Source organism: Erythrobacter sp. GH1-10 (assembly GCF_045363165.1).
In the GTDB taxonomy this organism is placed as follows: domain Bacteria; phylum Pseudomonadota; class Alphaproteobacteria; order Sphingomonadales; family Sphingomonadaceae; genus Erythrobacter.
Genome location: NZ_JBJFLP010000001.1, coordinates 2,372,665 through 2,390,049 on the forward strand (window position 1 = coordinate 2,372,665; position 17,385 = coordinate 2,390,049).

Sequence of the window (17,385 nt, forward strand, 5' to 3'; positions counted from 1 at the left end):
ATCCGTCAGTAATTGAAACCGAGCGAAACGCCAATAACGCGCGGCTCGTTCACGAACGCCGTGTTGTTATTGAAGTCGACCACGCCCAGGACGTTGTCCTCATCGGTGATGTTGCGGGCGAAAACGGCGATCTCATACTCGCCGTCGTTGCCGCGATACCCGACCCGCAGGCCGCCTTCGATGCGGCTGTCGGCGTTGAATTCCACGCTTTCGTAAAGCAGGAAGTTGGTCTCGCCGAGATAGGTCCAGTCGGTGAAGATGAAGAATTCGTCGTTATCGCCGATCGGCAGCGTGTACTGCGCGGTCAGATCGCCGCTCCACTTTGGTGCATTGGGGAACGGGTTGCCGTCCACCGCCGCAAAAACGACCGGGCCGAAGGGGCCCGCGATGGTGCGGGTCGGATCGGTAACGGTGCACTGCGCACAGGTGCCCACTTCAAGCGCTGTGTCGTTGATCTGCGTATCCGCGTAAGCAACGCCCAGAGAAATCTCGAAGTTCGGCGTGATCTGGAATGCACTGTCGAGCTCGAAACCGAACGCCTCGCCTTCATTGGCGTTGATCAGCTGGACGAGGTTGCCCGTTCCGCCGACAGCGGTGAATTGCGGATCGTCGACCGTGTAGTAGAACACCGACCCGTTGAGGCGCACCCTGCGATCGGCAAGCTCGGTCTTGAAGCCTGCTTCATAGGACATGATGTTCTCGGATTGAGCGACGCTTGGCGGATTGAAGAACGCGACGTCGCGGCCCTGAATGGTCGGCCCGCGGAATGCGTCGGCGACCTTGGCGTAGACGCTGAAATCGTCGGACAGATCGACAAACAAACTCACATCCCAGTCGAGCTGGTCATCCTGGACGCTTACCGGTTGCGGGGCCGCACCCGAAACGACGATAAAGTTCTTCTCGTCATCGGTGTAGCGCAGACCGCCGGTCAGCCGCACGGCATCGGTAAGCTGGTAGCTCGCCTGTCCGAACACGGCCCATGCTTCGTTGGTGTGGTTGACCGTAACGGGAGGCGGGAAGGTGAAGCCGACCGTGGTCACGTCGAAATCGCTTTCGAAGTAGAACGCGCCGACCTGCCAGGTCAGCGGACCGTCGGTGTTCGAAGCGAGCCGAACTTCCTGCGTGAACTGCCACAGATCGATCGAGTCCTGCGTGTCCGACGGGAACGGGATGAAGCCCGGTCCGGTCACGAGGTTACCGCCGTCTACGTCGCCGCGGCTCGATCCCTGGCTCTCGTAATAGCTGGTGATCGAGGTGAAGGTTGCACCGCCGAAATCGTGGCTGATGTTCAGTGTCGAACCCCATTGCTGGTAATCGGCGCGGTTGCCGCCTCCGGCATCGTAAAACACGGTATCGCGATCGTAGTTGCCGTTGAGCTCGTTGGTCGGGCCAAGCACGTTGGCGCGGAAGAAGGTCGAACTGCCATCGAGATCGCGGAACTGGACCTGCGCGAGAATGTCGGTGTTGTCGCCCGGGGTGAGCAGCAGCTGGCCGCGGATCGCAAAGTCGGTGTAGCCGCCAAGGACGTCTTCCTGACCGGTAAATCCGTTGTCGATCCAATCGCTGCGACGCTGCAACTGGGTCGAGACGCGGAACGCCAGGATGTCGTCGACGATCGCGCCGCCGACCGCGCCATTGAGCGAGATCGTGCCGTATTCACCGGCGGACAGTCCCATGCGAATATCGGTTTCCTGGCTCGGCTTGACCGTGTCGATCTTGACGATACCGGCCGGGGTGTTGCGGCCGAACAGCGTGCCCTGCGGCCCGCGCAGAACCTCGATACGCTCGACGTCGAAGATCGGGAAGCTCTTGAGCGTCACGTTTTCGAGCACGACATCGTCCATTATCACCGAAACCGGCTGCGATGCGGCAAGGTCGAAATCGGTGTTGCCGAGACCGCGGATGTAGAAACGCGGTGCGACGCGACCGTTCGAGCTTTCCACGTTGAGGCCAGGGACCGAGCCTGCGAGCGCGGTCGTGTCGGCGGCGGCGGCAAAAATGTTGTCGATCCGGCCCTGGTCGAGGATGTCGGCCGAAACGGCGACGTCCTGCAGGTTTTCCTCACGCCGGTTGGCGGTGACGATAATCGAGGGCAACTGGCCGCTAGCGGCCTCCGCTGCGGTTTCACTGTCCTGCGCGGCGGCAGGCGTTGCAAGTCCGAATGCGGCTGCGGCGAGAATGGTCGAGCTTGCGAGCAAGCTGCGAGCGGTGAGGAAGCGGTATGACATCGAACGGGGTCCTTGTCTGGTCGCGGATAGGAAAGGGTGCAAAGCTTTGAAGCTGAGCAGCGCGTGGCAGATTCGAACGATTCTCGCGAGTTTGCAGGTGCGAAATCCGGCGGCACTCGCGCGCTTTTGTCGCGCGCGGCACGCAATTGTTGCGGTTTGGATACACAATGTGAGGGGAAACCGACCGCGGCGAGGGTTGCGGAAACCGCCGCGACAGCGATTGCACCAGGTTTCAGGGCCGCTATAGCGGCGACGAACACCCTGTACCCACAGCATCGGGAACCCGACCATGAAAGTCCGCATCCTCGTCCGCCTCAAGCCCGGTGTACTCGATCCGCAAGGCCGCGCGGTGCATCACGCACTCGAAGGTCTCGGCTTTGACGGGGTCGAGGACGTGCGGGTCGGGCGGATGATCGAAATGGATGTCGCGGACGACACCAGCGACGAGGCGCTCAGGACCATGTGCGAGAAACTCCTCGCCAACATGGTGATCGAAGACTTCGCCATCGAGAAGCTCGAGCAGGAGCCCGCCTGATGGCTTTCCCGTCCAACAATTTCCGGGCGGGGGTCATCACCTTCCCGGGATCGAACTGCGATCGCGACATGGCGGTCGCACTGGAAGCGGTTTCGGGCGAACCCGCGATCCGGATCTGGCATGGCGACGCCGACCTTCCCGAAGGTCTCGATTTCCTCGCCCTGCCCGGCGGCTTTTCCTACGGCGACTATCTCCGTTCGGGTGCGATGGCGGCAAAGAGCCCGATCATGCGCGCAGTCGTTAAGGCGGCAGAGCGCGGTGTTCCGGTGCTGGGCGTGTGCAACGGCTTCCAGGTCCTCACCGAAAGCGGATTGCTGCCCGGTGCGCTGATGCGCAACGCCGGACAGACCTTCATCTGCCGCACCGTCCCGCTGACAGTCGAAAACACCGACTCGATCTTCACCCGCGGCTTCGAGAAGGGCGAAACGCTGCGGGTGCCTGTGGCCCACCACGACGGCAATTACTTCGCCGACGAAGATACGCTCGACCGGCTTGAAGGCGAAGGCCGTGTTGCCTTCCGCTATGCCGAAAACTGCAACGGATCGCGCCGCGATATCGCCGGGATCCTGAGTGCAAACGGCCGGGTGCTCGGCATGATGCCGCACCCTGAACGTGCGATGGAACCTGCCGCGCATCCCTCGCTGGGCAGCGCGGATGGCAGGCGCCTGTTCGAAAACGTGGTCGGAGCGCTGGTCGACGCGTAAACGGGGTACGCGCCACGCCGACAACTCTCGTCAACTGGCCTTTAGTTGCCTTCCGTCGGCTGCGAACAGCCTGCGCGCCTCTTCCTTCGACATCGGGCGCCCGAAATAGAACCCCTGGATCTTGTCGCAACCGAGCCTGCGGATCAGATCGGCTTCTTCGGCAGTTTCCACCCCTTCGGCGGTGGTCGTCATCTCGAGGCTTTTCGCCATTGCGACCACGGCGTTGATGATCGCCAGGCTCTCATTGCTCTGTTGCGCGGCCCCCTGCACGAAGGTCCGGTCGACCTTGATGGTCGAGAACTTGAGCTTGCGCAGGTAACCGAGCGAGGAATAGCCGGTACCGAAGTCGTCGAGTGCGACGGAACAGCCGAGCGCCATGATCCGCTCGAGCGCGGTGCGCGCGGTGGTCGCGTCGCGCAGGAAGATGCTTTCGGTCACTTCGACTTCGAGTCTCTCGGGCCGCAGCGCGGCGGCGGCGAGCGCATCGACCACTTCCTGCGGAAAATCGGGCTCAAGCAACTGCTCGGGCGAGACGTTGACGTTGACCTTCACATGTTCGGGCCAGGTGCGCGCCTCTTCGCAGGCCTGTTGGAGCACCCACCTGCCGATCGGAACGATCAGGCGTGTATCTTCCGCAAGTGGGATGAATTTGCCGGGACTGACGAAACCGTGTTCGGGGCTGTTCCAGCGCACGAGAGCTTCGAAGCTGACGATTTTTTCGCTGCGCGCATCCACCACCGGCTGGTAATGCAGCACGAATTCGTCAGCGGGAACCGCCTTGCGCAGCGACACCTCGAGCTGGCGGCGCTCCTCCGCGGTAGCATGGAGAACCGGCTCGAAGCGGCAATGCTCGCCGCCGCCAACATCTTTCGCCTGGTAGAGCGCGAGGTCGGCGTTGCGCATCAGTTCCTCGACCGTGTTGCCGTCGCGTGGTCCGACTGCGGAGCCGACGCTGGCCCCGACATAAAGCGTATGGTGATCGACTTCGTAGGGTTCGGACAAGGCGGCGATAACCCGACGCGCAATCGTGTCGATTTCCGGACTGTCGCTGGCATCGCGGATGACGATAGCGAATTCGTCCCCGCCGAGCCGTCCACAAAGGTGTTTTTCGCCGACAATCGATTGGAGACGGGAAGAAACCTGCGCCAGCATCTTATCGCCGGTCATATGGCCGAGCGAATCGTTGACCGCTTTGAACCGGTCTAGATCGACCATCAGCAGGGCGCAGCGGCCTTTCCATTGTTCGGCATAGCGGAGGGCCTCGCCGAGCGCTTCGTTTAGCTGGAGCCGGTTGGGCAGCGATGTGAGCGTGTCATAGCGCGCGAGATAGGCAATCTTTTCGCTCGATTCGCGCTGCGTGGTGACATCGGAACCGACCCCGCGAAAGCCGATGAACTTGCCGCGCTCGTCGCGCATCGGTGTGCCCGAAAGTTCCCACCAGCGAGCCTCTCCGCGGATCGAGACCTGCACGAGCAGGTTCGAGAAATTTTCGCGGTTCTTCAATCGCTCCGCGAGTTCGCGCAGGCTCGGAGGGTATTTCTCGGGCGGAGAATTCTTTTTCGCAATCATTTCCAGCAGCGGCTTGCCTTCCGCTTCCGACTGGTTGGCCGCAAGCGCAAAGGCAAACCGGGGGCTCACCGATCGCAAACGGCGCATCGTATCGATTTCCCACAGCCAGTCGGCCTCGTTCTCCTCGAACTCGCGCAAAAGAAGGGAAACCACCTCTTCCTTTTCGAAGACGGTTTCTTCGGCAATTCGCGCGACGAGGCGAACGCGCCCCACTTCGATGGTGCCGAGCAAGGCGGAGACAACGAAGACGCCCGTTGCCGCGAGCAGTACCCAATGCGCGTTGACGGCCAAATACCCTAGCGTCGCAATCCCGAGCACGACCGAAAAGGAAAGGGCCCTCATTGGAGCCGACGAGAGGAAGAATACCGAGCCGGAAATGAGGATCGCGTTGATCATGAGGAGCGCCGCAAGGTCGAACGTCGATCCCAGCGGTGCGAATACAAGGATGGGTATCGTCCAGAAGGCTCCGGCAAGCGCCGACGAGCGCGTCTGCCTGGAGATCTCATCACGTGAGACCTGGCGACTGTCGGCGTTGACGAGCTTGCGATCGGCAAAGAAGTTGTGCGCCTGTACCAAGGCGAGAGCGAGCACCCAGGCCGCCAGCCAGGTCAGCGCGATCACATCCATGTAGATGCGGGCAACGAGCAGGCCGAGGACCGGGTGGGAGGCAGCGCGCGCAAAGCTGATCTGGGCCGCGCTCGAATATTGCAGACCGCGCAGGCGCGACCAATCGACGCTGTCCCTGTCCGATAGACCAAGAACTGCGGAGACCGACAGACCGGATGGGGGGGTCTTCGGGGGAGAGGAACGAACCGGCTTGCTCACAGTGAAAGCGAATTAACCGGTAAAGGTTAGGGCGACGTAAAGCGGAGGGGCCGATCGCGAAATTTCCGGCACGTCGCGACCGCTAGTATTTATACCTATGTTTCAGGCATTTGTAACTTAACCCAGACCCTTTTCCGCTGCCGCTTCGTCCCAGCTTCGACCATCGAATTTCATGACGCTCGGCCTTAACGCATCAGGCTGGTCGAGACAGGCGAAATGGACGCTCCAGCAATCCGGATGCGAACGGGGCTGGTAGAAGCTCTTGATACCGCAGGTATTGCAGAACAGATGCTCGGCCTCGCCACTCCCGAAACGATAGGACGTGAGGTTATCGCCGCCGCTATCAAGCGTGAAACGCTCATGCGGAATGAACAGGTGAAGGTAGCCGGTTGCCGCGCAGATCGAGCAGTTGCAGTCGAGCATCTCGGGTTCGGGATCGGAAAGCGCGGTAAACCGCACCGCCCCGCAATGGCAGCCACCTTTGACGGTGACGAAATCGCTCATTCCACCGTCACCGATTTGGCGAGATTGCGCGGCTGGTCGACATCCGTGCCCTTCACCACGGCCACATGGTAGGCGAGCAGCTGAACCGGTATGGCATAAACCAGCGGCGCAATAAGCGGGTGAACCACGGGCATCTCGATGGTGGCGATGCACCCCTCTCCCGCCTGCGCGATCCCGTCGGCATCGGAGATGAGCACCACCTGGCCGCCGCGTGCGCGGACCTCTTCCATGTTCGAGACGGTCTTCTCGAACAGCGGACCGGATGGCGCGATCACCACCACCGGCACCTCATCGTCGATCAGCGCGATGGGGCCGTGCTTCATCTCGCCCGAAGCATAGCCCTCGGCGTGAATGTAGCTGATTTCCTTGAGTTTCAGTGCGCCTTCGAGCGCAAGCGGGAAATCCTGCCCACGCCCGAGATAGAGCACGTCGCGCGCCGGCGAAATCAGATGTGCCATAGCCGCAATATCGTCGTCATGATCGAGCGCGGCGTTGAGCGCGGCGGGCGCTTCGAGCAGGTGCTCGACCACCCTGATCTCTTCCTCGCGGCTCATAAGGCCCTTCTTGACCGCCATGTGCGCAGCGAGCGCGGCGAGCACCGCCAGCTGACAGGTAAAGGCCTTCGTCGAAGCGACGCCGATTTCGGGGCCGGCATGGGTCGGCAGCAGCAAGTCCGCCTCGCGCGCCATCGTGCTCGTAGGCACATTGACGACCACGCCGATGGTCTGGCCCTCTTCCTTGCAATGGCGCAGCGCCGCGAGGGTATCGGCCGTCTCGCCGCTCTGAGAGATGAACAGCGCTAGGCCGCCATCCTCGAGCACCGGCTCGCGATAGCGGAATTCGCTGGCGACATCGATGTCCACCGGAACGCGCGCGAACTGCTCGAACCAGTACTTGGCGACCATCCCCGCGTAATAGGAGGTGCCGCAGGCGACGATCGTCAGCCGCTTCACCGAGGAAATATCGAAATCGAATTGCGGCAGCGCGACCGAGTTGTTGTCGCGCCTCAGATAGGACGTGAGCGTCTGCGCCACGACCGTCGGCTGCTCGAAAATCTCCTTCTGCATGAAGTGGCGATAGTTGCCCTTTTCGACCGCCGCCGCCGATGCTCCCGAGGCCTGGATTTCGCGAGTGACTTCGTTGTTCTCGGAATCGAAGATCTGCGCCCCCGAACGGCCAAGCACCACCCAGTCGCCTTCTTCGAGATAGGCGATCCGCTGGGTCAGGGGGGCAAGCGCGAGCGCGTCCGAGCCGAGATACATCTCCGCATCGTCGCCTTCCGGACCGTAGCCGACCACCAGCGGAGAACCGAGCCGCGCGCCGATCAGCAGATCGGGATACTCGCGGAATGCGATTGCGAGGGCGAATGCGCCACGCAGGCGCGGAAGCACCTCGCGCACCGCCGCGACCGGATCGAGCCCGGCTTCGATCTGGTGTGAAACCAGATGCGCGATCACCTCGCTGTCGGTTTCGCTTTCGAAGGTGCGTCCCTCGGCAGCAAGCTCGGCGCGCAATTCCTTGAAGTTCTCGATAATGCCGTTGTGCACGATGGCGACTTCGCCGGTCGCATGCGGGTGCGCGTTGCCGGCGGTCGGTGCGCCATGGGTGGCCCAGCGGGTGTGGGCGATCCCGACGGTCCCTGGCGCGGGCTCATTGGCGAGCACGCCTACGAGGTTGGCGAGCTTGCCTTCCGCGCGGCGGCGCACCAGCTTTCCATCGTGAAGCGTGCAGATTCCGGCGCTGTCATAGCCGCGATATTCCATGCGCCTGAGGCCGTCGACCAGACGATCGGCGACTTCTTCCTTCCCGACAATTCCGATAATTCCGCACATGCTCGAACAAATCCCCCTTTGGTGCGCAGCAACTGTTCCCGCCGCCCCTTACGCGAGACCTGTGAACACAGGCTTGCGCAGCATCGCGCTGCTCTACTCTTCAAGGGCCTTCGGACACAACCGGCTGCGGCGTTGAAACCCGCAGGCCGTCGCGCCAGAGATAGAGCCCGGCTGCGATGATGAGAGCCGCCCCCGCCAAAGTCAGCGCATCAGGGCGTTCGTCGAAGAACACCCACCCAAGCGTGATCACGACCAGCATCTGCACATAGATCGCCGGTGCGACCTGCGCTGCGCCCGCCTTGGTCGTACCGATATAGGCGAGCCAGTGCGCCGTGCTGGCGGTCACTGCGACGATGGTGCAGCGCATGACCACGTCCCAGCTGGGCCAGCCGAAATCAAGCCCGGGCACGCCGCTCGTCTTCAACCCGAACGAGATCACGATCAGGATCGGCGCGCAGGCGGCGGCGACGAAAACCTGCATCGAAAGCGCACTGCCCTGCCCTGCGCTCGCACGGTTGGCGACCATCATCAGCGCGAAAAACACTGCGGACACGAGCGGCAGGAACGCCGCCCAGCCGAGTTCGGCGACGTTGGGGCGCAGGATGATCGCGACTCCTGCAAGCGCGACCAGCGAAACGCCGTAGACCGCCGGACGCACTTTCTCGCCCAGCAAAGCGCCAGCCAGTAGTTGCGTTAGGACCGGCGCGAGAAAGGCAATTGCCATCGCATCGGCAAACGGCATCAGGTACAGCGCCGAGAAAAAGCACACCGACGCCATCGCAAGGCAAACCCCGCGGCCGACCTGGAGCCACGGCTTTTGCGGTTTGAACGCACGCGGTCCTTCGCTCTTGAGCAGCAATAGCGACAATCCGAGCGCACCGATCGTAAAGCGCAGCGCGGCGACCGCATAGGGCGGCCAATCGCCCGCCATGCTCTTCACCACGGCATCGCCGACCGAAAGCGTCGCGAACCCCGCAATCGCATAGGCCAAGCCTGCACGTTCCTCACCCGTCATCGGACACTCTCGATCATCGAACCTGCCGCGCCCCGTGAACCTAAGCCCGATGAAACGCAAGCCAAAGCCTGGGGCCGTTTGTCATGGTTTACGATTGCTTAAACCCCAGCCGGTAACGAGGCATCAAAGACGTGCATCTCCTGCGCGTTTCGGGGGCAAGCCGAACAGAATGACCAAACTGATCATCCAGATCCCGTGCCTGAACGAAGCCGAGGTGCTGCCGGAGACACTCGCCAAGCTGCCGCGCAGCCTGCCCGGCGTCGACGTGATCGAATACCTCGTGATCGACGACGGCTCGAGCGACGACACGTCGGGCGTCGCGCGCCGCTGGGGCGTGCATCACATCGTCCGCCATCGGCGCAATCGCGGCCTTGCAGAAGCTTTCCGCAACGGGATCGACAAGTGCCTCGCCGAAGGTGCCGACATTATCGTCAACACCGATGCCGACGGGCAGTATGCGGGCGAAGACATCGCCACCATCGTCGCACCGGTCGTCGCCGGTGAAGCCGACATTTGCATCGGCGATCGCTCGGTAGCCGACAACGCGCATTTCGGCCCGTTCAAACGGCTTTTGCAGCGGCTCGGATCCTATGTGGTGCGCACCCTCTCCGCGACCGATATCACCGACGCCGTAAGCGGTTTCCGCGCAATGACCCGCGACGCGGCACAGCGGATCAACATCACCACCGATTTCAGCTACACCACAGACATGCTGATCCAGGCCGGGCGCAAGCGGCTGGCGATCACTTCGGTGCCGGTACGCACCAACGCGGCGACCCGCCCTTCACGCCTGTTCAAGTCGATCCCGCGCTTCATCGTCAACACGGGGATCACGATCACCCGGGCTTACACCACGTTCAATTCGCTGCGCGTGTTCGTCCTGCTCGGCGCGGCGCTGACCCTGATCGGACTGATGCCGATCGCGCGCTTCGTCTGGTTCTTCATCCAAGGCAATGGCGACGGGCACATACAGTCGCTGGTGATTGGCGGAGCATTGCTTACCGTAGGCGTGCTGGTGGCCACGCTGGGCATCCTCGCCGACCTGATCGCCACCAACCGCAAGCTCATGGAAGCGAGCATGCTCAAGCTGCGCAGGATCGAAGAAAAGCTCGATACGCTGGAAGCGATCGCCGCCCCAGACGCTCCCTCTGTCGCCGTTCCGACGGCACGCGCGTCAAAACGCAGAGCCTCCTGAAATGAACGCCAACGCTGTGTCCGCCGATATGCGTGCTTCGCGCCCGGCATCGGCTGCACCGTCGTCCGTTTCGCTGGTTTGGATCTACGCGCTGCTCGCCGTGCTGGCGGCGATGCACCTGTCGATGGTTCTCGGCCGATCGATCAACTGGGATGAGTTCTGGTTCTATTCCCAGGTGGAAACCGCCGCGCGCGGGGAATTTCTGAGGCCCCTGCAAACAATCCATACGCGGTTCTTCTATTGGTGGCTTCCCGCGATGCCGGGGACCGAGGTTACGCACATTCTCATCGCGCGCTTCTTCATGCTGGCGTGCCTGGTGGTCACTTCGGTAGGAATATTTCTCGCAGCGGAGACCTTTTCTGACAAACGCACCGCGCTGCTTTCGGTGGCGGCCTTTCTCTGCGCGGGCTACGTATTGCAGCACGGCACATCGTTTCGCGTCGATCCGATCGTCACCGCTTTCCTTGCGACAGGTTTCGCAATAGCGGCCAGGACGCGCCTCACGCTTCCCTCAATCCTCGCTCTCGGCGCGGTCATCGGCATCGCGGCGATGGTCACCATCAAGTTCGTCCTTTGGGCTCCCGCATTTGCCGGTATTGCATTGTGGCGCTGGCAGGACGAGGAATGGGACTGGCATTACCCCTTGCGATGGATTGCCGCCGGGACGGTCGCAATCGGGGTCTTCGGGCTGCTTTACGCCTGGCACGGGATGGACATCGCGGGCGAAGCCGCGTCGGAAGAAGCCGCGGCCACGCTTTCGCGCTCGTCCGGCAAGATGTTCGGACTGCTCGCCAATCCCAACTACCCGCTCGTTCTCAAGGGACTGGCCACTGCTTTGCCGCTGGCCATCGCCGCTGCTCTCGTTCCGTGGCATGCCCTGAAAATGAATGCGCCCTGGACCCGCAAGGTCGCCTTGATCGGGATCTGGTTTCCCGTCCTTACTCCCATCTATTACTATAACGCCTATCCGTATTTTTACAGCTTCATCCTGCCCCCGGTCGCGGTAGCCTGCGCATTCAGCATTCCGGCGATGGTCCGCCGCTATGGACAGCTGACGTTCGCCGGCATCATCCTGCTCAGCGCGCTTGCCGTGTGGATCGTCGATCCCCGGGGCGTGACCGCAAAGCAGCAGCATCTGGTCGAAACAGTCCACGAAATCGTGCCCGAGCCGGTCAACTATTTCGACTGCTGCGGGATGATCGGCAGCTACCCGAAGTCAAATCATTTTCTCACAAGCTGGGGGATCGAAGCCTACATGGCCGAAGACCGCCCGGTGCTGCTTGAAACGATGCGCGAAGTGCCTGTCCCGCTCTTGATCGACAACAAGTCCTGGTTCCAGCCTGCCTTCGGCAGCGAGGAAAAGACCGGAATTCATCCTGAGGACGCGGCCGCGATCGGCGACACCTTTATCCACTATTGGGGTCAGGTTTACCTCGCCGGGCGGGAATTGAGCCCGGGCGAAACGCTGGAATGGGATGTGCTGGTTCCAGGCACGTACACGGTGCGCGGCGAGATCGCGATCGAGGGCGATACCTATTCGAACGGCGATCTGATCGCGCTTGACCGTGGCAACGCGGTTCTTCGGAACACCGGACAAACATCCGCGACCCTGGTCTGGGGGAAGAACCCGCACATCGCTGAAACAGTCCCGCCCGAAAAAATCTGGACCGCGTTCTGATGCAGCCGAGCCGCGTCCTTTTCATAACGCGAAAATGGGCACCCGCTATCGGCGGGATGGAGACCTATTGCCTCAAGTTGGCCGAATATCTTCGGAAGGATAGGCCGGTGGACGTAATCGCGCTTCGCGGTCGGATCGACGGGCGCCCGCCATCGCTGATCGCGCTGTTGCTCTTCCCGTTTACAGTTTTGCGCAAATGGTTGGCCCTGAGCGACGCTCCGGCGATCATTCATATCGGCGATCTCGCAGTTTGGCCGCTCGCTCTGCCCGGATGGCTGCTCGCCCCCAATGCGAAGATCGTGGTCTCGGCTCACGGGACCGACATTTCCTATGCATTGCGCCCTACCGTCAGAGGAAGGCTTTATCGTGTCTACCAGCGGATCGGCGCGACGCTGCTTTCGAGCGCTCGTATCATCGCCAATTCCGATGCGACGGCCCAGGCATGCCGCAACGTCGGCTGGCGCGGCGTATCGGTGTGTCCCCTCGCCACAGATATGGAGCTGCAGGCCGGAGCCCAGCTGCGGACCAACACCATCCTGTTTGCGGGCCGCCTGATCCGGCAAAAGGGGCTTTCGTGGTTTGTAGAAGAGGTCTTGCCGCTGGTTCCGGACCAAATCGTTCTCGAAGTTGCCGGCCCCGTGGTCGATGCCGACGAAGGTGCGGCACTGGATTCCGAGCGTGTGCGGTATCTCGGAGCGATTCCGCAGGATCGTCTGGCGCGCCATTACGCGGAGGCGCTATGCGTCGTCGTTCCCAATATCGATCTCGGGGACGGGAGTTTCGAAGGCTTTGGCCTTGTCGCTTGCGAAGCGGCGGCTGCGGGCGGCATAGTTTTCGCCTCCGATTACGGCGGCCTTTCCTCCGCCGTGCGCGATAAGAAGACTGGCTTCTTGTTGCCCCACTCCAATTCACGGGTTTGGGCGGAAAAAATCTCCGAGATTGCAGGATGGACAGCCCTGGAACGCGCGGACTTCGCCAGCGAGGCATCTCGAAATGCTCGCAAATTCTACAACTGGACGCGTGTTTCGGAACAGACCCAGGCCGAATATGCTTCGCTTACGACCGAACGGGGGCTTGCGTGAACGCCGCGCTGACATTCGCCGGGAAAGCTGCGCTGCGCCTACGCGCAGTTACCAAGCGATATTCTCGCCTGCTGATGATCCTTGCCGCGCTCCTGTTCACGGGAGGCATCATTGCCTCTATCCTCACGCTCGACGTCACCTGGACCGACCTTGATCCGGCCTATTTCGCGCTGCTCGCACTCGTTCTTGCACCGCTCGGAGTGCTGCTTGGGGCGCTCAACATGGTGGTGCTTGCCCGTAGCACGAACATTCCGATGAGTTTGCGCGACGCAACCTACTATTGCGTATTTGCTCAATTGGCGGAGATATTGCCGATCCCCGGCGGAGCAATCGTCCGCGGTGGAGCGCTTGTGGCGCGCGGGGCCGGTGCCAGCATGGCGACCACCCTAGTTTTGACAAACGCCCTGCTCTGGGTTGGCTGCGCGGCTCTGGCTGCAGGTTTCAGCCTCGGCATCGCTTCTCAGGCAGGAGCAATCTTGGGCGCGAGTGGCGCCTTGGGCGTATTCCTGTGTTGTGCCATTCTTGCAAAAGCTGCCGGGATACGCTGGATGCTGGCCGCGCTCGGCATTCGCATCGCCGGATTGGTGCTGGTCGGACTTAGGCTTGCTGCTGCCTTCCTGGCCCTTGGGGTCGCGATGTCGCTGTTGCAGGCTTATCCCTTCGCTCTCGCTTCCATACTCGGCTCCGCATCGTCTATCGCCCCGGGAGGCCTTGGCATCAGTGAAGCGCTGGCCGCCGGCATGGCGACGCTTTCCGCGGTTACACCGGGAGCGGCATTCCTTGCGGTTGCGATCAATCGCATCGTAAGTTTTGCGGTGAGCGGCGTCTTCTTTGCAGCTTTCCAATTGGCTGACGGCTATCGCGCACCTTCTCATGGCTGACAATTTCACCTTCATCATTTCGACCGGGCGCACCGGCACGCAGTTTCTCGGCGACCTGATGAGCCGCGCGATAGAAGATTGCCACTCCGAGCACGAACCCGATGTCTTTCACGGATTCGATGCCGTCTCCTTCCAACGGCTGAGGGAATTCGGGCTTTGGCATATGCTGATAGGCCGTGCGCTCGGCCAATCCGGCGTGCGGGTGCTCGGCACCCGCTACCTCAACGGTCAGATTTCTCTCGATCGAGCAACCGGCAAGTTGCGCGATCAGCGGGCCAGGTTTCATGCCTCCGTTCCGCAGGGGCTGCTCATCGAAAGCTATGGATCGTGGTGGATGTTCGCCAGGGAGCTAGGCGATATTTTCCCGGGCTCAAAGTCGATCGGGCTCATCCGCGAACCCCATGCCTGGATCGAGAGCGTCCGCAGCCATCTCGCCGGCTTCCACGGCCGACCCGGCGGCGTACTCGCGCATCGCCTTCCGCCGGGCCCGCTCACAGCAGAATCCGTCGGCGATGCACGCTGGGCGGACAAGTGGGACAAGCTTAGCCAGATCGGTCAGCTCGCATGGCAATGGAGCTATGCCTATTCGGTGATGGATGACGCCGTGCAGATGGGCAACATGACGATGTATCGGTTCGAGGAGGTCTTCGATCCGAAAACCGATGCGTTGTCCCGACTGTGCAACGACGCATCCAGTTTTCCGGACAAGAGCTACACCGTGGGATCAACCGAAGGGCTGCTGTCAAACCGACGAAATGCCAGTTCCGCGCAAAAGGACGCATGGCAAAACTGGTCCGACGACGATTTAGCCTTGGTCGAGGAAATGTGCGCGCCGTTGATGGCCCGATATGGGTATCAGTCGGTGCGTTCGTAAAAGTAGAAATCCGCGAACGAAGTGTTGTCGGGATCAGATCGATCGAAGGGATAAGCGTTCGGGATCGTCTTGATCAGAGCGAAATTCTTGCGATTCGCCTCGACCCAGTCGCTGAATTTGCGATGTCGGACATGGACGCTGTCGGCCAACTCGTCGGTATTGCTGGCATAGATCACGACATAGCGGGTGCTTCGCTCGAACAATTCCCGCATATGCGCGTCGAACACTGCGTCCTCGATCAAATGGTAAATCACATCGAGCGACATGGTGAGGTCGGCTCGTTCGTCGGTCAGGTCGCCCAGCAGCACGAAGCTCTTGCTGTCATCGCCCGCATACCTCGCCCGCGCTTGCTCGATTATCGTCGGAGACACATCGACGCCGGTGTATTTCGGATACTCCGCCAAAGCGAGCTGCGCCCCGTCGCCACTGCCGAATTCGAGAACGCTTTGAACCTTGTGGCTCTCGACGAAAGCGTTCAGCACTTCGGCCTTGAATTCGGCGAGACGGTTGTAGGACCCCGGGCCCGAATTTCGCCCCTTGGAATACCGGTTTTCCCAGTATTCGGCCGAATTGAAATCATCTCGCCCCAGCGCAGCAAATCTGGTCGAAGCCCAGCGCGCGACATCGCGCACGAGCGGTATCCGTTTAACTGTTTCGCGCAGGACAGACATCGATATTCCCATTCGCTGCGCGCAATGCGCACCGTTCCGTTTATCGATTACATGGCAATGGCCGCAAGGAGGGGTCTTGAAGGAGGATTATCACCAGCTTTCGAGCGACCGCCACAAATCGATGATTCCGATAAGCATTCGTTGCGGAGAATGTGCGGAGTTTCCTCATTGTTAACCATTCCCGGATAGGGATCATTCTGCATGGGGCGTCGAAGCCCTTTTTAAGTGATCTGACCCTGGGGGCTACGAATGAGCGCATTCGGCAAAAAAGGCGGCGCTGGCGGCATGAAGACGGGCGGAAGGCCGGCTTTCGGCGTGGCGCGCCCGATGAAATCCGGAAAACCCTCCGGCGAGGAATCGAAGGGTGGCGAGCAATTCCCGCCGCTGCCGGACCAAGGCGAAAAGGCCGAATCCAAAGCGCCGCCGCCCTCCTCCAAGCCAAAAGACACAGCCGATGCGATGGACCGCCTCGCCGAGCGCATGAATTCGGTCCACACCCCGGAAGAAGCCGGCGGCTTCGAAGCTTCGGTCCACAAAATCAAGGAACAGGTGCTGCCGCGCCTGCTCGAACGCGTCGATCCGGAAGCCGCAGCGACCCTGACCAAGGAAGAGCTGTCGGAGGAATTCCGTCCGATCATCATGGAAGTGCTGGCCGAGCTCAAGGTCACGCTCAACCGCCGCGAACAGTTCGCGCTCGAAAAGGTCCTGATCGACGAGCTGCTGGGCTTCGGCCCGCTCGAAGAGCTGCTGAACGATCCGGACGTGTCCGATATCATGGTCAACGGCCCCGACCAGACCTACATCGAAAAGAAGGGCAAGCTGGTTGTCGCGCCGATCAAGTTCCGCGACGAACAGCACCTGTTCCAGATCGCGCAGCGCATCGTGAACCAGGTCGGCCGCCGCGTCGACCAGACCACGCCGCTTGCCGACGCCCGTCTGAAGGACGGCAGCCGTGTTAACGTTATCGTGCCGCCGCTCTCGCTGCGCGGGACCGCGATCTCGATTCGTAAGTTCTCCGAGAAGCCGATCACCTTGGACATGCTCAAGGAATTCGGTTCGATGTCCGAAAAGATGTGCACCGCGCTCAAGATCGCGGGCGCATGCCGGATGAACATCGTCATCTCGGGCGGTACCGGTTCGGGTAAGACGACCATGCTCAACGCCCTGTCGAAGATGATCGACCCGGGCGAGCGCGTGCTGACCATCGAGGACGCCGCCGAACTTCGCCTGCAGCAGCCGCACTGGCTGCCGCTCGAAACGCGTCCGCCGAACCTTGAAGGCCAGGGCGCGATTACCATCGGCGACCTCGTGAAGAACGCCCTTCGTATGCGTCCTGACCGCATCATTCTGGGCGAAATTCGTGGCGCGGAATGTTTCGACCTTCTCGCCGCGATGAACACCGGCCACGACGGGTCTATGTGTACGCTTCACGCCAACTCGCCGCGCGAGTGCCTTGGCCGTATGGAAAACATGATCCTGATGGGCGATATCAAGATCCCGAAGGAAGCCATCTCGCGCCAGATCGCGGAATCGGTTGACCTGATCGTTCAGGTGAAGCGCCTTCGCGACGGTTCGCGCCGCACCACCAACATCACCGAGGTGATCGGGATGGAAGGCGACGTGATCGTGACGCAGGAGCTGTTCAAGTTCGAGTATCTCGACGAGAGCGAGGACGGCAAGATCATGGGCGAATTCCGCTCGTCGGGCCTGCGCCCCTACACGCTCGAAAAGGCCCGTCAATTCGGCTTCGACCAGGCGTATCTGGAGGCGTGTTTGTAACACGCCTGCGCAC

General features: G+C 61.5%; 14 protein-coding genes. 8 read left to right on the forward strand and 6 right to left on the reverse strand.

The window, feature by feature from the left end:
• Positions 1 to 5: 5 nt before the first annotated feature.
• The gene (locus ACI5KX_RS11785; protein WP_406810850.1) at positions 6 to 2,228 is read right to left on the reverse strand and encodes a TonB-dependent receptor; all 2,223 of its coding nucleotides are present in this window, start codon (positions 2,226 to 2,228) and stop codon (positions 6 to 8) included.
• Positions 2,229 to 2,517: 289 nt separating this feature from the next.
• Between ACI5KX_RS11785 and purS the strand changes: the two genes are divergently transcribed.
• Entirely contained in the window at positions 2,518 to 2,763 is a 246-nt protein-coding gene (purS, locus tag ACI5KX_RS11790) for a phosphoribosylformylglycinamidine synthase subunit PurS (RefSeq protein ID WP_406810851.1), read from the forward strand.
• Positions 2,763 to 3,467: a phosphoribosylformylglycinamidine synthase subunit PurQ gene (gene purQ / locus ACI5KX_RS11795; RefSeq protein WP_406810853.1), complete on the forward strand. Its 705-nt coding sequence runs from the start codon at positions 2,763 to 2,765 to the stop codon at positions 3,465 to 3,467. The genes purS and purQ overlap by 1 nt, the downstream gene beginning before the upstream one ends.
• Before the next feature lie 30 nt (positions 3,468 to 3,497).
• Here purQ and ACI5KX_RS11800 read toward each other — a convergent pair whose 3' ends face one another.
• The 4 genes from ACI5KX_RS11800 to ACI5KX_RS11815 form a co-directional block, all read right to left on the reverse strand.
• Positions 3,498 to 5,861, reverse strand: coding sequence for a putative bifunctional diguanylate cyclase/phosphodiesterase (locus ACI5KX_RS11800; RefSeq protein WP_406810854.1), 2,364 nt, complete (start codon positions 5,859 to 5,861; stop codon positions 3,498 to 3,500).
• Positions 5,862 to 5,978: 117 nt separating this feature from the next.
• Positions 5,979 to 6,365 carry a GFA family protein gene (locus ACI5KX_RS11805; protein ID WP_406810855.1) on the reverse strand — a complete coding sequence of 129 codons (387 nt, stop codon included), beginning with the start codon at positions 6,363 to 6,365 and terminating at the stop codon, positions 5,979 to 5,981.
• On the reverse strand, positions 6,362 to 8,197 hold the full coding sequence (gene glmS, locus ACI5KX_RS11810; protein ID WP_406810856.1) for a glutamine--fructose-6-phosphate transaminase (isomerizing): 1,836 nt from the start codon (positions 8,195 to 8,197) through the stop codon (positions 6,362 to 6,364). Before glmS ends, ACI5KX_RS11805 begins: the two co-directional genes overlap by 4 nt.
• A gap of 100 nt (positions 8,198 to 8,297) precedes the next feature.
• Positions 8,298 to 9,212, reverse strand: coding sequence for a DMT family transporter (locus ACI5KX_RS11815; RefSeq protein ID WP_406810857.1), 915 nt, complete (start codon positions 9,210 to 9,212; stop codon positions 8,298 to 8,300).
• A gap of 169 nt (positions 9,213 to 9,381) precedes the next feature.
• On the opposite strand from ACI5KX_RS11815, the gene ACI5KX_RS11820 reads away from it, so the two are divergent.
• Genes ACI5KX_RS11820 through ACI5KX_RS11840 form a run of 5 tightly spaced genes read left to right on the forward strand, consistent with a single transcriptional unit; the run spans position 9,382 to position 14,922 of the window.
• Positions 9,382 to 10,407 carry a glycosyltransferase family 2 protein gene (locus tag ACI5KX_RS11820; RefSeq protein WP_406810858.1) on the forward strand — a complete coding sequence of 342 codons (1,026 nt, stop codon included), beginning with the start codon at positions 9,382 to 9,384 and terminating at the stop codon, positions 10,405 to 10,407.
• Position 10,408: 1 nt separating this feature from the next.
• Positions 10,409 to 12,085, forward strand: coding sequence for an ArnT family glycosyltransferase (locus tag ACI5KX_RS11825; RefSeq protein ID WP_406810859.1), 1,677 nt, complete (start codon positions 10,409 to 10,411; stop codon positions 12,083 to 12,085).
• Positions 12,086 to 12,141: 56 nt separating this feature from the next.
• Complete coding sequence (locus tag ACI5KX_RS11830; RefSeq protein ID WP_406810860.1) at positions 12,142 to 13,167, forward strand: glycosyltransferase family 4 protein; 1,026 nt, start codon at positions 12,142 to 12,144, stop codon at positions 13,165 to 13,167.
• Positions 13,164 to 14,048 (forward strand): hypothetical protein, encoded by an 885-nt coding sequence (locus tag ACI5KX_RS11835; RefSeq protein WP_406810861.1) that lies wholly within the window; start codon positions 13,164 to 13,166, stop codon positions 14,046 to 14,048. The genes ACI5KX_RS11830 and ACI5KX_RS11835 overlap by 4 nt, the downstream gene beginning before the upstream one ends.
• A complete protein-coding gene (locus tag ACI5KX_RS11840) occupies positions 14,041 to 14,922 on the forward strand; it encodes a hypothetical protein (protein WP_406810862.1) in 882 nt (293 codons plus the stop codon). Before ACI5KX_RS11835 ends, ACI5KX_RS11840 begins: the two co-directional genes overlap by 8 nt.
• Here ACI5KX_RS11840 and ACI5KX_RS11845 read toward each other — a convergent pair.
• Positions 14,904 to 15,605, reverse strand: coding sequence for a class I SAM-dependent methyltransferase (locus ACI5KX_RS11845; protein WP_406810863.1), 702 nt, complete (start codon positions 15,603 to 15,605; stop codon positions 14,904 to 14,906). The genes ACI5KX_RS11840 and ACI5KX_RS11845 overlap by 19 nt on opposite strands.
• Before the next feature lie 237 nt (positions 15,606 to 15,842).
• On the opposite strand from ACI5KX_RS11845, the gene ACI5KX_RS11850 reads away from it, so the two are divergent.
• Positions 15,843 to 17,372: a CpaF family protein gene (locus ACI5KX_RS11850; protein WP_406810864.1), complete on the forward strand. Its 1,530-nt coding sequence runs from the start codon at positions 15,843 to 15,845 to the stop codon at positions 17,370 to 17,372.
• Positions 17,373 to 17,385: the final 13 nt, after the last annotated feature.

What these genes read in the sequence shown, in the direction of transcription:
- ACI5KX_RS11785 (WP_406810850.1), bottom strand. Translation starts at nt 2,228, where the DNA reads ATGTCATACCGCTTCCTCACCGCTCGCAGCTTGCTCGCAAGCTCGACC.
- ACI5KX_RS11805 (WP_406810855.1), bottom strand. Translation starts at nt 6,365, where the DNA reads ATGAGCGATTTCGTCACCGTCAAAGGTGGCTGCCATTGCGGGGCGGTG.
- ACI5KX_RS11815 (WP_406810857.1), bottom strand. Translation starts at nt 9,212, where the DNA reads ATGACGGGTGAGGAACGTGCAGGCTTGGCCTATGCGATTGCGGGGTTC.
- glmS (WP_406810856.1), bottom strand. Translation starts at nt 8,197, where the DNA reads ATGTGCGGAATTATCGGAATTGTCGGGAAGGAAGAAGTCGCCGATCGT.
- ACI5KX_RS11820 (WP_406810858.1), top strand. Translation starts at nt 9,382, where the DNA reads ATGACCAAACTGATCATCCAGATCCCGTGCCTGAACGAAGCCGAGGTG.
- purS (WP_406810851.1), top strand. Translation starts at nt 2,518, where the DNA reads ATGAAAGTCCGCATCCTCGTCCGCCTCAAGCCCGGTGTACTCGATCCG.
- ACI5KX_RS11845 (WP_406810863.1), bottom strand. Translation starts at nt 15,605, where the DNA reads ATGGGAATATCGATGTCTGTCCTGCGCGAAACAGTTAAACGGATACCG.
- ACI5KX_RS11830 (WP_406810860.1), top strand. Translation starts at nt 12,142, where the DNA reads ATGGAGACCTATTGCCTCAAGTTGGCCGAATATCTTCGGAAGGATAGG.
- purQ (WP_406810853.1), top strand. Translation starts at nt 2,763, where the DNA reads ATGGCTTTCCCGTCCAACAATTTCCGGGCGGGGGTCATCACCTTCCCG.
- ACI5KX_RS11850 (WP_406810864.1), top strand. Translation starts at nt 15,843, where the DNA reads ATGAGCGCATTCGGCAAAAAAGGCGGCGCTGGCGGCATGAAGACGGGC.
- ACI5KX_RS11825 (WP_406810859.1), top strand. Translation starts at nt 10,409, where the DNA reads ATGAACGCCAACGCTGTGTCCGCCGATATGCGTGCTTCGCGCCCGGCA.
- ACI5KX_RS11840 (WP_406810862.1), top strand. Translation starts at nt 14,041, where the DNA reads ATGGCTGACAATTTCACCTTCATCATTTCGACCGGGCGCACCGGCACG.